Consider the following 15,760-nt stretch of genomic DNA (forward strand, 5'->3'; position numbering starts at 1 on the left):
TGCCAGAAGGCGTTGAAATGGTAATGCCAGGTGACAACATTCAGATGACTGTTACCCTGATCAAAACCATCGCGATGGAAGACGGTCTGCGTTTCGCTATCCGTGAAGGCGGTCGTACCGTCGGCGCCGGCGTCGTAGCAAAGATCATCGAATAATCGGTTGTAATGTATTTTTCAGGCCGGCATAATGGTCGGCCTGATTTTGTTTTAGGTCAGTAGCTCAATTGGCAGAGCGACGGTCTCCAAAACCGTAGGTTGGGGGTTCGATTCCCTCCTGACCTGCCAGATTCACTTGGTGTGTCTGGCTTTCTTTTCACAGGATCTTCATAGATGACTCCTAAAGCTGAAACTCAAGGCTCTCGCTTCGATTTGCTCAAGTGGCTTGTAGTAGTTGCTTTGGTGGTTGTTGGCGTTGTTGGTAATCAGTATTACTCAGCTTCGCCGATCCTGTACCGCGTACTCGCATTGCTTGTGATTGCTGCTGCAGCTGCCTTTGTAGGTCTGCAAACTGCGAAGGGCAAGTCTTTCTTTGTACTGGTTAAGGAAGCTCGCACTGAGATTCGTAAAGTCGTTTGGCCAACTCGCCAAGAAACCACGCAGACCACGCTAATCGTTGTGGCTGTTGTTCTGGTTATGGCGTTGCTGTTGTGGGGGCTTGATTCCCTGCTCGGCTGGCTTGTTTCCTTGATTGTCGGCTAAGGGTGTCCCGTGGCTAAGCGTTGGTACGTTGTGCATGCTTACTCGGGTTACGAGAAGCATGTGATGCGCTCGCTTGTTGAGCGAGTGAAACTGGCTGGCATGGAAGATGGCTTTGGTGAAATTCTGGTTCCCACTGAAGAAGTGGTCGAGATGCGTAATGGCCAGAAGCGCAAAAGCGAGCGTAAGTTCTTTCCAGGTTATGTGCTGGTTCAGATGGATATGAATGAGGGTACTTGGCACTTGGTCAAGGACACGCCTCGTGTGATGGGCTTTATCGGCGGAACTGCTGATAAGCCAGCGCCAATCACTGATAAAGAGGCAGAAGCAATTCTGCGTCGCGTTGCTGATGGTAGCGACAAACCTAAGCCTAAGACTCTTTTCGAGCCTGGTGAAACGGTGCGAGTCAATGATGGTCCATTTGCTGATTTCAATGGCGTCGTTGAAGAAGTTAACTACGAAAAGAGCCGGATCCAAGTGGCAGTGCTCATTTTCGGTCGCTCTACTCCGGTAGAGCTGGAGTTCAGTCAGGTCGAAAAGGTCTAGCTGAGCAAGCATCCCAACCCCGCAGCCTTAGGCTGTGGGGTTTTGTCGTCACTGGGATAAACGCGCAAGTAACCGGGGAGCCTTTCGAGGCGTTTGAACCCGTAATTGGAGTGCCTCATGGCCAAGAAGATTACCGCTTACATCAAGCTACAAGTGAAGGCCGCTCAGGCTAACCCAAGTCCACCTGTTGGTCCTGCTCTGGGTCAGCACGGCGTGAACATCATGGAGTTCTGCAAGGCTTTCAACGCCCGTACTCAGGGTCTTGAAGCAGGTCTGCCAACTCCAGTGATCATCACTGTCTACAGCGACCGTAGCTTCACTTTCGAAACCAAATCCACCCCTGCTTCGGTTCTGCTGAAGAAGGCGGCCGGTCTGACCAGCGGTTCCGCTCGTCCGAACACCGTTAAGGTTGGCACTGTTACCCGTGCTCAGCTGGAAGAAATCGCGAAAACCAAAAACGCGGATCTGACTGCAGCTGATATGGATGCAGCCGTGCGTACTATCGCCGGTTCTGCTCGTAGCATGGGCCTTAACGTGGAGGGTGTGTAATGGCTAAGCTGACCAAGCGTCAAAAGGCTATCGCCGGCAAAATCGAAGCAGGCAAGGCCTACAACATTGTAGACGCCGCTGCTCTGCTGGCTGAGCTGTCGACTGTCAAGTTCAGCGAGTCGTTTGACGTTGCTGTAAACCTGGGTGTAGACCCGCGTAAATCCGACCAGGTTGTTCGTAGCGCTACTGTGCTGCCACACGGCACTGGCAAGACCGTTCGCGTTGCTGTGTTCACTCAGGGTCCAGCTGCTGAAGCCGCTCTGGCTGCTGGCGCTGACCGCGTAGGTATGGACGACCTGGCTGCCGAAATGAAAGGTGGCGACCTGAACTATGACGTAGTGATTGCATCCCCGGATGCCATGCGCGTTGTAGGTCAACTGGGCCAGATCCTCGGTCCACGTGGTCTGATGCCTAACCCGAAGGTCGGCACCGTGACTCCAGACGTAGCTACTGCGGTTAAGAATGCTAAAGCTGGTCAGGTTCGTTATCGCACCGATAAAAACGGCATCATCCACACTTCCGTTGGCAAGATGGGCTTCGAAGCCGTCAAGCTGAAGGAAAACGTTGAAGCTCTGATCGCTGATCTGAAGCGTATCAAGCCAGCTTCCTCGAAAGGTATTTACGTCAAGCGCGTTACCCTGAGCACAACTATGGGCCCAGGTCTGGTTATCGATCAGAGCTCGCTGGACGCGTAAGACAAAGGTTGGCGCGATTGATCGCGCCAATTGAAAGATTGGGGTCCCTGCCTGGCGGGGGCTATCCAAGACCGTAGGCGACGCAAGTCTTAAACCATAAGCCTACGCAGATGGTGCTCCCGGTTCCTTACCGAATCAGACACCAAAACGACATTCGGTTTCGATCGAATGAAACGGTAACAAGCAGGAGTTAAACCCGTGGCAATTAATCTCGAAGACAAGAAGGCCATCGTCGCTGAAGTCAACGAGGCTGCCAAAGTCGCTCTGTCCGCTGTCGTGGTTGATGCCCGTGGCGTAACAGTAGGCGCAATGACCGGACTCCGTAAAGAGGCTCGTGAAGCTGGCGTTTACGTACGTGTTGTACGTAACACCTTGCTCAAGCGCGCTGTTGCTGACACTCAATACAGTGTCCTCAACGACGTGTTCACCGGCCCGACCCTGATTGCATTCTCGAACGAACATCCGGGCGCTGCTGCCCGTATTTTCAAAGAGTTTGCCAAGGGTCAGGACAAGTTCGAGATCAAGGCAGCTGCGTTCGAGGGCAAGTTCCTCGCAGCTAATCAGATCGACGTACTGGCAACTCTGCCGACCCGTGACGAAGCAATTTCTCAGCTGATGAGCGTGATTCAAGGCGCTACCAGCAAATTGGCTCGTACTCTGGCGGCAATTCGCGACCAGAAAGAAGCTGCCGCAGCCTAAGGCTCGTCAACTTCTCGCGTTTTTTGTTTATTTCGATGGTCGCGTAGGCCGTCCCCCAATTCAGGAATTGAGTCATGTCTCTGACTAACGAACAAATCATCGAAGCAATCGGCCAGAAATCCGTAGTGGAAATCGTTGAGCTGATCAAAGCGATGGAAGAAACCTTCGGTGTTACCGCTGCTGCTGCTTCGGCTGGTCCAGCTGCTGCTGCCGCTGTTGTTGAAGAGCAAACCGAGTTCAACGTTGTTCTGCTGGAAGCTGGCGAGAAGAAGGTTAACGTGATCAAGGCAGTTCGTGAACTGACCGGTCTGGGCCTGAAAGAAGCCAAAGAGAAAGTAGACGGCGCTCCTCAGGTTGTAGCTGAAGGCGTTTCGAAAGAAGCTGCTGAAGACGCCAAGAAGAAGCTGGAAGAAGCAGGCGCTAAAGTCGAGCTGAAGTAAGTATCGACTTTGCTCCTCCAGCCCGAGCGTAAAGCGACAGGCTGATGGCTGGTGGCTCTTGCCACCGGCCTTTTTCCGTTATTGGCAGCCGACTGGGTCGGTGCTGATAAAGGTGCTTTAACCACCCGATGTGGTGGCGCAAACCATGGGGTTTGCACGATTTTCTGGCTGCTCCCGTCGGGAGGGGCCAAACAAGCAGGTGACCAAGCTGGGGAACGCTGATGGCTTACTCATATACTGAGAAAAAACGTATCCGCAAGGACTTTAGCAAGTTGCCGGACGTCATGGATGTGCCGTACCTCCTGGCCATCCAGCTGGATTCGTATCGTGAATTCTTGCAAGCGGGAGCGACTAAAGATCAGTTCCGCGACGTGGGCCTGCATGCGGCCTTCAAATCCGTTTTCCCGATCATCAGCTACTCCGGCAATGCTGCGCTGGAGTACGTCGGTTATCGCCTGGGCGAACCGGCATTTGATGTCAAAGAATGCGTATTGCGCGGTGTAACTTACGCCGTACCTTTGCGGGTAAAAGTGCGCCTGATCATTTTCGACAAAGAATCGTCGAACAAAGCGATCAAGGACATCAAAGAGCAAGAAGTCTACATGGGTGAAATCCCCCTGATGACTGAGAACGGTACCTTCGTAATCAACGGTACCGAGCGTGTAATCGTTTCCCAGCTGCACCGTTCCCCGGGCGTGTTCTTCGATCACGACCGCGGCAAGACGCATAGCTCCGGCAAACTGTTGTACTCCGCGCGCATCATCCCTTATCGCGGTTCGTGGCTGGACTTCGAGTTCGACCCGAAAGACTGCGTATTCGTGCGTATCGACCGTCGTCGCAAGCTGCCGGCCTCGGTACTGCTGCGCGCGCTCGGCTACACCACTGAAGAAGTGCTGGACGCGTTCTACACCACCAACGTATTCCACCTGAGCGGCGAAACCCTCAGCCTGGAGCTGATTGCATCGCGTCTGCGTGGTGAAATTGCCGTTCTGGATATCCAGGATGAAAAAGGCAAGGTCATTGTTGAAGCTGGCCGTCGTATTACTGCGCGCCACATCAACCAGATCGAAAAGGCCGGTATCAAGACGCTGGAAGTGCCTCTGGACTACGTCCTGGGTCGCACCACTGCCAAGGTCATCGTGCATCCGGCTACTGGCGAAATCCTGGCTGAGTGCAACACCGAGCTTAACGTTGAGATCCTCGGCAAAATCGCCAAGGCTCAAGTCGTTCGCATCGAGACCCTGTACACCAACGACATCGACTGCGGTCCGTTCGTTTCTGACACGCTGAAGATCGACTCCACCAGCAACCAATTGGAAGCGCTGGTCGAGATCTATCGCATGATGCGTCCAGGCGAGCCGCCAACCAAAGACGCTGCCGAAACCCTGTTCAATAACCTGTTCTTCAGCCCTGAGCGCTATGACCTGTCTGCGGTCGGCCGGATGAAGTTCAACCGTCGTATCGGTCGTACCGAGATCGAAGGTTCGGGTGTGCTGTGCAAGGAAGACATCGTCGCGGTACTGAAGACTCTGGTCGACATCCGTAACGGTAAAGGTATCGTCGATGACATCGACCACTTGGGTAACCGTCGTGTTCGCTGCGTAGGCGAAATGGCCGAGAACCAGTTCCGCGTTGGCCTGGTACGCGTTGAGCGTGCGGTCAAAGAGCGTCTGTCGATGGCTGAAAGCGAAGGCCTGATGCCGCAAGACCTGATCAACGCCAAGCCAGTGGCTGCGGCGGTGAAAGAGTTCTTCGGTTCCAGCCAGTTGTCTCAGTTCATGGACCAGAACAACCCGCTGTCCGAGATCACCCACAAGCGTCGTGTTTCTGCACTCGGCCCTGGCGGTTTGACTCGTGAGCGCGCTGGCTTTGAGGTTCGTGACGTACACCCGACTCACTACGGTCGCGTATGCCCGATTGAAACGCCGGAAGGTCCGAACATTGGTCTGATCAACTCCCTGGCTGCTTATGCGCGCACCAACCAGTACGGCTTCCTGGAAAGCCCGTACCGTGTGGTGAAAGACGCATTGGTCACCGACGAGATCGTGTTCCTGTCTGCCATCGAAGAAGCTGATCACGTGATCGCTCAGGCTTCGGCCACGATGAACGACAAGAAAACGCTGATCGATGAGTTGGTAGCTGTTCGTCACTTGAACGAATTCACCGTTAAGGCGCCTGAAGAAGTCACCTTGATGGACGTTTCGCCGAAGCAGGTAGTTTCGGTTGCAGCGTCGTTGATTCCGTTCCTCGAGCACGATGACGCCAACCGTGCGTTGATGGGTTCGAACATGCAGCGTCAAGCTGTACCCACCCTGCGCGCTGACAAGCCGCTGGTAGGTACCGGCATGGAGCGTAACGTAGCTCGTGACTCCGGCGTTTGCGTCGTTGCTCGTCGTGGTGGCGTGATCGACTCTGTTGATGCCAGCCGTATCGTGGTTCGTGTTGCTGATGACGAAGTTGAAACCGGCGAAGCGGGTGTCGACATCTACAACCTCACCAAATACACCCGCTCCAACCAGAACACCTGCATCAACCAGCGTCCGCTGGTGCGTAAAGGTGATCGGGTTCAGCGTAGCGACATCATGGCTGACGGCCCGTCCACCGACATGGGTGAGCTGGCACTGGGTCAGAACATGCGCATCGCGTTCATGGCCTGGAACGGTTACAACTTCGAAGACTCCATCTGCCTGTCGGAACGAGTTGTTCAAGAAGATCGATTCACCACGATCCACATTCAGGAACTGACCTGTGTGGCCCGTGACACCAAGCTTGGGCCAGAGGAAATCACTGCGGACATCCCTAACGTGGGTGAAGCTGCACTGAACAAGCTGGACGAAGCCGGTATCGTTTACGTAGGTGCTGAAGTCGGCGCAGGCGACATCCTGGTGGGTAAGGTCACTCCGAAAGGCGAGACCCAACTGACTCCGGAAGAAAAACTGCTGCGTGCAATTTTCGGTGAAAAAGCCAGCGACGTTAAAGACACCTCCCTGCGTGTACCTACCGGTACCAAAGGTACTGTCATTGACGTACAGGTCTTCACCCGCGACGGCGTTGAGCGTGATGCTCGTGCCCTGTCGATCGAGAAGTCCCAGCTGGACGAGATCCGCAAGGACCTGAACGAAGAGTTCCGTATCGTTGAAGGCGCAACTTTCGAACGTCTGCGTTCCGCTCTGGTAGGCCACAAGGCTGAAGGCGGTGCTGGTCTGAAGAAAGGTCAGGACATTACCGACGAAGTGCTCGACGGTCTTGAGCATGGTCAGTGGTTCAAACTGCGCATGGCTGAAGACGCTCTGAACGAGCAGCTCGAGAAGGCTCAGGCCTACATCGTTGACCGCCGCCGTCTGCTGGACGACAAGTTCGAAGACAAGAAGCGCAAACTGCAGCAGGGCGATGACCTGGCTCCAGGCGTGCTGAAAATCGTCAAGGTTTACCTGGCAATCCGTCGTCGCATCCAGCCGGGCGACAAGATGGCCGGTCGTCACGGTAACAAAGGTGTGGTCTCCGTGATCATGCCGGTTGAAGACATGCCGCACGATGCCAATGGCACCCCGGTAGACGTCGTCCTCAACCCACTGGGCGTACCTTCGCGTATGAACGTTGGTCAGATCCTTGAAACCCACCTGGGCCTCGCAGCCAAAGGTCTGGGCGAGAAGATCAACCGTATGGTCGAAGAGCAGCGTAAAGTCGCTGAACTGCGCACTTTCCTGGACGAGATCTACAACCAGATCGGCGGTCGTAACGAAGACCTGGACAGCTTCTCCGATCAGGAAATCCTGGATCTGGCACAGAACCTGCGTGGCGGCGTTCCAATGGCCACCCCAGTGTTCGACGGCGCCAAGGAAAGCGAAATCAAGGCCATGCTGAAACTGGCAGACCTGCCGGAAAGCGGCCAGATGCAACTGACTGATGGCCGTACCGGCAACAAGTTCGAGCGTCCAGTTACCGTTGGCTACATGTACATGCTGAAGCTGAACCACTTGGTAGACGACAAGATGCACGCTCGTTCTACCGGTTCGTACAGCCTGGTTACCCAGCAGCCGTTGGGTGGTAAGGCGCAGTTCGGTGGTCAGCGTTTCGGGGAGATGGAGGTCTGGGCACTGGAAGCATACGGTGCTGCTTACACTCTGCAAGAAATGCTCACAGTGAAGTCGGACGATGTGAACGGCCGTACCAAGATGTACAAAAACATCGTGGATGGCGATCACCGTATGGAGCCGGGCATGCCCGAGTCCTTCAACGTGTTGATCAAGGAAATTCGTTCCCTCGGCATCGATATCGATCTGGAAACCGAATAACACGTGACGCGAATCGAGAGCGGGGCAGAATTGCCCGCTCTCTGCTCCGCCAGGAGGAAAGGCCTTGAAAGACCTACTGAATTTGCTGAAAAACCAGGGTCAAGTCGAAGAGTTCGACGCCATCCGTATTGGATTGGCCTCGCCTGAGATGATCCGCTCATGGTCGTTCGGTGAAGTTAAAAAGCCGGAAACCATCAACTACCGTACGTTCAAACCTGAGCGTGACGGCCTGTTCTGCGCCAAGATCTTTGGCCCGGTAAAGGATTACGAGTGCCTGTGCGGTAAGTACAAGCGCTTGAAGCACCGTGGTGTGATCTGCGAGAAGTGCGGCGTTGAAGTTGCACTGGCCAAGGTTCGTCGTGAGCGCATGGCGCACATCGAACTGGCTTCGCCGGTTGCCCACATCTGGTTCCTGAAATCGCTGCCGTCGCGTATCGGCTTGCTGATGGACATGACCCTGCGTGATATCGAACGCGTTCTCTACTTCGAGAGCTATGTCGTTATCGACCCTGGCATGACTACCCTTGAAAAAGGTCAGTTGCTGAACGACGAGCAGTACTTCGAGGCGCTGGAAGAATTTGGTGATGATTTCGACGCCCGCATGGGTGCTGAAGCTGTCCGCGAATTGCTGCACGCTATCGACCTGGAACACGAGATTGGCCGTCTGCGTGAAGAAATTCCGCAAACCAACTCCGAAACCAAGATCAAGAAGCTGTCCAAGCGTCTGAAGTTGATGGAAGCCTTCCAGGGTTCCGGCAACCTTCCAGAGTGGATGGTGCTGACCGTTCTGCCGGTTCTGCCGCCAGATCTGCGTCCATTGGTCCCGCTGGATGGCGGCCGCTTCGCGACTTCCGACCTCAACGATCTGTATCGTCGAGTGATCAACCGTAACAACCGTTTGAAGCGCCTGCTGGATCTGTCCGCTCCGGACATCATCGTGCGCAACGAAAAGCGTATGTTGCAGGAAGCGGTCGATGCACTGCTCGACAACGGTCGTCGTGGCCGCGCTATCACTGGTTCCAACAAGCGTCCTCTGAAATCCCTGGCTGACATGATCAAGGGTAAACAAGGTCGTTTCCGTCAGAACTTGCTCGGTAAGCGTGTTGACTACTCTGGTCGTTCGGTAATTACCGTAGGCCCGACCCTGCGTCTGCACCAGTGCGGTCTGCCGAAAAAAATGGCCCTCGAGCTGTTCAAACCGTTCATTTTCGGCAAGCTGGAAATGCGCGGTCTGGCGACCACCATCAAAGCGGCCAAGAAAATGGTCGAGCGCGAATTGCCAGAGGTTTGGGACGTTCTCGCTGAAGTGATTCGCGAACACCCGGTGCTTCTCAACCGTGCACCGACCCTTCACCGTCTGGGTATCCAGGCGTTTGAACCGGTACTGATCGAAGGTAAGGCTATTCAGCTGCACCCGCTGGTCTGCGCCGCGTACAACGCCGACTTCGACGGCGACCAAATGGCCGTGCACGTACCGCTGACACTGGAAGCCCAGTTGGAAGCGCGTGCGTTGATGATGTCGACCAACAACATTCTGTCGCCAGCCAACGGTGAGCCAATCATCGTTCCGTCGCAGGACGTTGTATTGGGTCTGTACTACATGACTCGTGAAGCGATCAACGCCAAGGGCGAAGGTCGTGTATTTGCGGATCTGCAGGAAGTTGACCGTGTGTTCCGTGCCGGCGAAGCCGCACTGCACGCCAAGGTTAAAGTACGTATCAACGAAACCGTCAACGATCGTGACGGCAACAGCGTGAGCGGTACCCGTATCGTCGACACCACCGTCGGCCGTGCGCTGCTGTTCCAGGTTGTGCCGAAAGGTCTGTCGTACGACGTCGTCAACTTGCCGATGAAGAAAAAGGCGATCTCCAAGCTGATCAACCAGTGCTACCGCGTGGTTGGTTTGAAAGAGACCGTCATTTTCGCTGACCAGTTGATGTACACCGGTTTCGCTTACTCGACCATTTCCGGCGTTTCCATCGGCGTTAACGACTTCGTTATCCCGGATGAAAAAGCCCGCATCATCGGTGCTGCCACCGACGAAGTGAAAGAGATCGAGAGCCAGTACGCCTCCGGCCTGGTTACCCAGGGCGAGAAGTACAACAAAGTGATCGACCTTTGGTCGAAGGCGAACGACGAAGTTTCCAAGGCGATGATGGCCAACCTCTCGAAAGAGAAAGTCATCGACCGTCATGGTGTTGAAGTCGATCAAGAGTCTTTCAACTCGATGTACATGATGGCCGACTCGGGTGCGCGGGGTTCCGCAGCACAGATTCGTCAGCTGGCCGGTATGCGTGGTCTGATGGCCAAGCCGGACGGTTCCATCATTGAAACGCCGATTACTGCGAACTTCCGTGAAGGTTTGAGCGTACTTCAGTACTTCATTTCGACTCACGGTGCTCGTAAAGGTCTGGCGGATACCGCGTTGAAAACTGCGAACTCCGGTTACCTGACTCGTCGTCTGGTAGACGTGGCGCAGGATCTGGTTGTAACCGAGATCGATTGCGGCACAGAACACGGTTTGCTGATGACTCCGCACATTGAAGGCGGTGACGTTGTCGAGCCGTTGGGTGAGCGCGTATTGGGTCGTGTTATCGCCCGTGACGTATTCAAGCCAGGTACCGAGGACGTCATCGTTCCTGCCGGCACTCTGGTAGACGAGAAGTGGGTCGAGTTCATCGAGCTGAACAGCATCGACGAAGTGATCGTGCGTTCGCCGATCAGCTGCGAAACCCGCTATGGCATTTGTGCCAAGTGCTACGGCCGAGATCTGGCTCGTGGTCACCAGGTGAACATTGGTGAAGCGGTCGGCGTTATCGCTGCCCAGTCCATCGGTGAGCCGGGTACCCAGCTGACAATGCGTACGTTCCACATCGGTGGTGCGGCAAGCCGTACTTCCGCAGCCGACAGCGTTCAGGTCAAGAATGGCGGTACCGTCCGTCTGCACAACCTGAAGCACGTTGAGCGAGTGGATGGTCACTTGGTTGCTGTGTCCCGTTCCGGTGAGCTGGCAATCGCTGACGACTTCGGTCGTGAGCGTGAGCGTTACAAGCTGCCGTACGGTGCTGTGATCTCGGTTAAAGAAGGTGACAAGGTCGACGCTGGCGCAATCGTGGCCAAGTGGGATCCGCACACTCACCCAATCGTTACCGAAATGAAAGGTACCGTGACCTACGTGGGCATGGAAGAAGGCATCACGATCAAACGTCAGACTGACGAATTGACCGGTATGACCAACATTGAAGTACTCGATGCGAAAGATCGTCCAGCTGCCGGCAAGGAAATCCGTCCTGCAGTGAAGATGGTCGATGACAACGGCAAGGATCTGTTGCTGCCAGGCACTGACGTTATCGCTCAGTACTTCCTGCCAGCTAACGCCCTGGTCGGTGTTGCGGATGGTGCGAAGATTGCGATCGGTGATGTTATCGCTCGTATCCCGCAAGAAACTTCGAAAACCCGCGACATCACCGGTGGTCTGCCGCGTGTTGCCGACTTGTTCGAAGCTCGCCGTCCGAAAGAAGCATCGATTCTGGCTGAAGTCAGTGGCACCATCGCGTTCGGTAAAGAGACCAAAGGCAAGCGCCGTCTGGTTATCACCCCGAACGACGGTACTGACCCGTACGAAGAGCTGATTCCGAAGTGGCGCCACCTGAACGTGTTCGAAGGCGAACAGGTAAACCGAGGCGAAGTTATCTCTGACGGCCCTAGCGATCCGCACGATATCCTGCGTTTGCTGGGTGTGAGCGCGCTGGCCAAGTACATCGTTAACGAGATCCAGGACGTTTACCGTCTGCAAGGCGTGAAGATCAACGACAAGCACATCGAGACCATTTTGCGTCAGATGCTGCGTAAGGTTGAAATCGCTGAGTCCGGCGATTCCACTTTCATCAAGGGCGACCAGATGGAATTGACTCACGTACTGGTAGAGAACGAGCGTCTGGGCGCGGAAGACAAGTTTGTCTCCAAGTTCACTCGCGTTCTGCTGGGTATCACCAAGGCGTCGTTGTCGACCGAATCGTTCATCTCGGCGGCTTCCTTCCAGGAAACCACCCGTGTACTGACCGAAGCAGCCGTCACCGGCAAGCGCGATTACCTGCGCGGCCTGAAAGAAAACGTAGTCGTGGGTCGTTTGATCCCGGCCGGTACCGGTCTGGCCTATCACAGCGAGCGCAAGCGTCGTCGTGAAGCAGACAAGCCGTTGCGCGTGAGCGCCAGTGAAGTGGAAGCTGCACTGACCGAAGCGCTGAACTCGAGCGGTAACTGAGTTCTGCGATATATGAGCGTAAGGCCCTGATCGCTCCGTTCATCGAATCGAGACAATTTGTCGAGGTTCGAGGGGCGGGGAGGTCGGGGCCTTGCCTTGACTGGGGGCAAGATCCTCTTTAGACTCTTGATCCCCTAAATTTGGCGGGAATTCGTTCCTGCCATTTTGCTTTTCTTGCAAGACAATAGCGTCGCAAGACAACAGTGGAGCTAGTAGATGGCAACTATCAACCAGCTGGTACGTCAGCCGCGTAAGCGTATCGTCGAGAAATCCGACGTGCCTGCGCTGCAGAACTGCCCGCAACGTCGTGGCGTGTGCACCCGTGTGTACACCACCACGCCGAAAAAACCTAACTCGGCACTGCGTAAAGTATGCCGTGTGCGTCTGACCAACGGTTTCGAGGTTTCCTCGTACATCGGTGGTGAAGGCCACAACCTGCAAGAGCACAGCGTGGTACTGATCCGCGGCGGTCGTGTAAAAGACTTGCCAGGTGTTCGTTACCACACCGTTCGCGGCTCCCTGGATACTTCCGGTGTTAAAGGTCGTAACCAAGGTCGTTCGAAGTACGGTACCAAGCGTCCGAAGTAATCGGCCGTTTTGCAGATTTTTATTTTATTGAGTCGATAAGAGTAAGGTCGGGCGCGCATCCATTGGATCTGTCCCGAGCTAACCTGAAGACCGCTTGAGGGCTTATCATGCCAAGACGTCGCGTAGCAGCAAAGCGTGAGATTCTGGACGATCCGAAATACGGAAGCCAGATCCTCGCCAAATTCATGAACCACGTTATGGAAAGCGGCAAGAAAGCCGTTGCCGAACGTATCGTTTATGGTGCCCTGGAAACCGTTGCGGCCCGTAAGGCTGGCACCGATCCCCTGGAACTCTTCGAAAAAGCACTCGACGCCATCGCTCCGCTGGTCGAAGTGAAGTCGCGCCGCGTTGGTGGTGCTACTTACCAGGTTCCGGTCGAGGTTCGTCCTTCCCGTCGTAACGCTCTGGCAATGCGCTGGTTGGTAGACTTCGCCCGTAAGCGTGGCGAGAAGTCTATGGCTCTGCGTTTGGCTGGCGAACTGCTGGATGCTGCTGAAGGTAAAGGTGCTGCTGTTAAGAAGCGTGAAGACGTGCACCGTATGGCCGAAGCCAACAAAGCTTTCTCGCACTACCGCTTCTAATTTTAGCTTCACTAATTTTGCGAGGGCTTTATGGCTCGTACTACTCCGATTAGTCGCTACCGTAACATCGGTATCGTCGCTCACGTGGATGCTGGTAAAACCACCACCACCGAGCGCGTCCTTTTTTACACCGGCAAAAGTCACAAAATGGGCGAGGTGCATGATGGCGCCGCGACCACAGACTGGATGGTGCAGGAGCAGGAGCGTGGTATTACCATTACTTCTGCTGCCATTACCGCCTTCTGGAAAGGTTCCGAGAAGCAGTACTCGCACGAGCACCGTTTCAACGTAATCGATACCCCGGGCCACGTGGACTTCACCATTGAAGTTGAGCGTTCCCTGCGCGTACTCGACGGCGCTGTCGTTGTGTTCTGTGGTACTTCGGGTGTTGAGCCTCAGTCGGAAACCGTATGGCGTCAAGCCAACAAATACGGCGTTCCACGTCTTGTTTACGTGAACAAGATGGACCGTGCTGGCGCTAACTTTCTGCGCGTGATCGGTCAGATCAAGCAGCGTCTGGGTCACACTCCGGTGCCGATTCAGTTGGCCATCGGTTCCGAAGATAACTTCCAGGGTCAGATTGATCTGATCAACATGCAAGCTATCTACTGGAACGACTCTGACAAAGGTATGGTCCCTGTTCGCAAGGACATTCCTGCTGAGCTGCAAGAGCTGGCCGAAGAGTGGCGCAACAACATGGTTGAGGCTGCTGCCGAAGCCAGCGAAGAGCTGATGAACAAGTACCTGGAAGGCGAAGAGCTGTCGATCGAAGAGATCAAAGCTGCTTTGCGTCAACGTACTATCGCTGGCGAAATCGTTCTGGCTGTTTGCGGTTCTTCCTTCAAGAACAAGGGTGTTCCCCTGGTTCTCGACGCCGTTATCGACTACCTGCCTGCGCCAACTGATATTCCTGCTATCAAGGGTACCAACCCTGATAACGAGGAAGAAGAGATGGAACGCCATGCAGACGATAACGAGCCTTTCTCGGCTCTGGCGTTCAAGATCGCTACCGACCCATTCGTGGGTACTTTGACCTTCGTCCGCGTTTACTCGGGCGTGTTGAACTCCGGCGACGGCGTGATCAACTCGGTTAAAGGCAAGAAAGAGCGCGTGGGTCGTATGGTGCAAATGCACGCAAACGCCCGTGAAGAGATCAAGGAAGTACGCGCTGGTGACATCGCGGCCCTGATCGGCATGAAGGACGTCACCACTGGTGAAACCCTCTGCAACGCTGACAAGCCAATCATCCTGGTTCGCATGGACTTCCCGGAGCCGGTTATTTCGGTTGCCGTAGAGCCTAAGACCAAGGATGACCAGGAAAAAATGGGTATTGCTCTGGGCAAACTTGCTCAGGAAGACCCTTCTTTCCGCGTTAAAACTGATGAAGAGACTGGTCAAACGATCATCTCCGGCATGGGCGAGTTGCACCTGGACATCCTGGTTGACCGGATGCGTCGTGAGTTCAACGTCGAAGCCAACATCGGCAAGCCTCAGGTTTCGTATCGTGAGCGCATCACGAAGAACTGTGAAATCGAAGGCAAGTTCGTTCGTCAATCCGGTGGTCGCGGCCAGTTCGGTCACTGCTGGATCCGTTTTGCTCCTGCTGACGAAGGTCAGGAAGGTCTGCAATTCGTGAACGAAGTAGTAGGTGGTGTTGTTCCTAAGGAATACATCCCGGCTATCCAGAAGGGTATCGAAGAGCAGATGAAGAACGGCGTTGTTGCCGGCTATCCGCTGATCGGCCTGAAGGCTACCGTGTTCGATGGTTCTTACCACGACGTCGACTCCAACGAGATGGCGTTTAAAGTGGCTGCTTCCATGGCGACCAAGCAACTGGCCCAGAAGGGTGGTGGTGAGTTGCTCGAGCCGATCATGGCGGTAGAGGTTGTTACGCCTGAAGACTATATGGGTGATGTGATGGGCGACCTTAACCGTCGTCGCGGCATGATCCAGGGTATGGAAGACACAGTGTCCGGCAAGGTTATCCGTGCCGAAGTTCCACTGGGTGAGATGTTCGGTTATGCGACCGACGTTCGTTCCATGTCTCAGGGTCGCGCAAGCTACTCTATGGAATTCAAAAAATACGATACGGCTCCGTCGCACATCGTCGAAACCGTAACCAAAAAACAAGGCTGATTCAGCCCCTTTAGGCTAGGAGTTAATTGTCGTGGCTAAAGAAAAATTTGATCGTTCCCTACCGCACGTCAACGTTGGCACTATCGGTCACGTTGACCACGGTAAAACCACTCTGACCGCTGCTCTGACTCGCGTCTGCTCCGAAGTTTTCGGTTCGGCCGTAGTTGAATTCGACAAGATCGACAGCGCTCCAGAAGAAAAAGCTCGCGGTATCACCATCAACACCGCGCACGTTGAGTACAACTCGCTGATCCGTCACTACGCTCACGTTG

The 15,760-nt window shown here is 54.8% G+C and carries 12 protein-coding genes, 1 tRNA gene and 1 pseudogene; all 14 read left to right on the forward strand.

Translation table 11 applies throughout. The annotated features are described in order from the left end of the window. A pseudogene (locus tag AACY50_RS27950) lies at nt 1-155 on the forward strand (hypothetical protein); the annotation flags it as partial. 53 nt (nt 156-208) lie between these two features. Continuing rightward, nucleotides 209-284: transfer RNA gene (locus AACY50_RS27955), tRNA-Trp, on the forward strand. 45 nt (nt 285-329) lie between these two features. Further along, nucleotides 330-698, forward strand: a complete 369-nt coding sequence (gene secE, locus AACY50_RS27960; RefSeq protein ID WP_339434209.1) for a preprotein translocase subunit SecE — start codon at nt 330-332, stop codon at nt 696-698. Between the two features lie 9 nt (nt 699-707). Continuing rightward, nucleotides 708-1,241 (forward strand): transcription termination/antitermination protein NusG, encoded by a 534-nt coding sequence (nusG, locus tag AACY50_RS27965; protein WP_007916492.1) that lies wholly within the window; start codon nt 708-710, stop codon nt 1,239-1,241. A gap of 117 nt (nt 1,242-1,358) precedes the next feature. Beyond that, entirely contained in the window at nt 1,359-1,790 is a 432-nt protein-coding gene (gene rplK, locus AACY50_RS27970) for a 50S ribosomal protein L11 (protein ID WP_003228756.1), read from the forward strand. Then, a complete protein-coding gene (rplA, locus tag AACY50_RS27975) occupies nt 1,790-2,485 on the forward strand; it encodes a 50S ribosomal protein L1 (RefSeq protein WP_339434210.1) in 696 nt (231 codons plus the stop codon). Before rplK ends, rplA begins: the two co-directional genes overlap by 1 nt. 198 nt (nt 2,486-2,683) lie before the next feature. Then, a complete protein-coding gene (gene rplJ / locus AACY50_RS27980; protein ID WP_008081912.1) occupies nt 2,684-3,184 on the forward strand; it encodes a 50S ribosomal protein L10 in 501 nt (166 codons plus the stop codon). A gap of 74 nt (nt 3,185-3,258) precedes the next feature. Beyond that, nucleotides 3,259-3,624: a 50S ribosomal protein L7/L12 gene (rplL, locus tag AACY50_RS27985; RefSeq protein ID WP_003228750.1), complete on the forward strand. Its 366-nt coding sequence runs from the start codon at nt 3,259-3,261 to the stop codon at nt 3,622-3,624. A gap of 221 nt (nt 3,625-3,845) precedes the next feature. Beyond that, complete coding sequence (rpoB, locus tag AACY50_RS27990) at nt 3,846-7,919, forward strand: DNA-directed RNA polymerase subunit beta (RefSeq protein ID WP_339434211.1); 4,074 nt, start codon at nt 3,846-3,848, stop codon at nt 7,917-7,919. A 64-nt stretch (nt 7,920-7,983) separates the two neighbouring features. Then, a complete protein-coding gene (gene rpoC / locus AACY50_RS27995; RefSeq protein ID WP_042561345.1) occupies nt 7,984-12,183 on the forward strand; it encodes a DNA-directed RNA polymerase subunit beta' in 4,200 nt (1,399 codons plus the stop codon). Nucleotides 12,184-12,399: 216 nt separating this feature from the next. Next, nucleotides 12,400-12,771, forward strand: a complete 372-nt coding sequence (gene rpsL / locus AACY50_RS28000; protein WP_003186084.1) for a 30S ribosomal protein S12 — start codon at nt 12,400-12,402, stop codon at nt 12,769-12,771. Between the two features lie 107 nt (nt 12,772-12,878). After that, nucleotides 12,879-13,352: a 30S ribosomal protein S7 gene (gene rpsG / locus AACY50_RS28005; RefSeq protein ID WP_016772941.1), complete on the forward strand. Its 474-nt coding sequence runs from the start codon at nt 12,879-12,881 to the stop codon at nt 13,350-13,352. A 30-nt stretch (nt 13,353-13,382) separates the two neighbouring features. Beyond that, nucleotides 13,383-15,488, forward strand: a complete 2,106-nt coding sequence (fusA, locus tag AACY50_RS28010; protein ID WP_339434212.1) for an elongation factor G — start codon at nt 13,383-13,385, stop codon at nt 15,486-15,488. A gap of 31 nt (nt 15,489-15,519) precedes the next feature. Then, a partial coding sequence (locus AACY50_RS28015) for a GTP-binding protein (RefSeq protein WP_339434213.1) occupies nt 15,520-15,760 on the forward strand: 241 nt, incomplete at its 3' end.

The sequence above is a fragment of the Pseudomonas sp. RA_15y_Pfl2_54 genome (genome assembly GCF_963971015.1).
GTDB classification, from domain to species: Bacteria; Pseudomonadota; Gammaproteobacteria; order Pseudomonadales; family Pseudomonadaceae; genus Aquipseudomonas; species Aquipseudomonas baetica_A.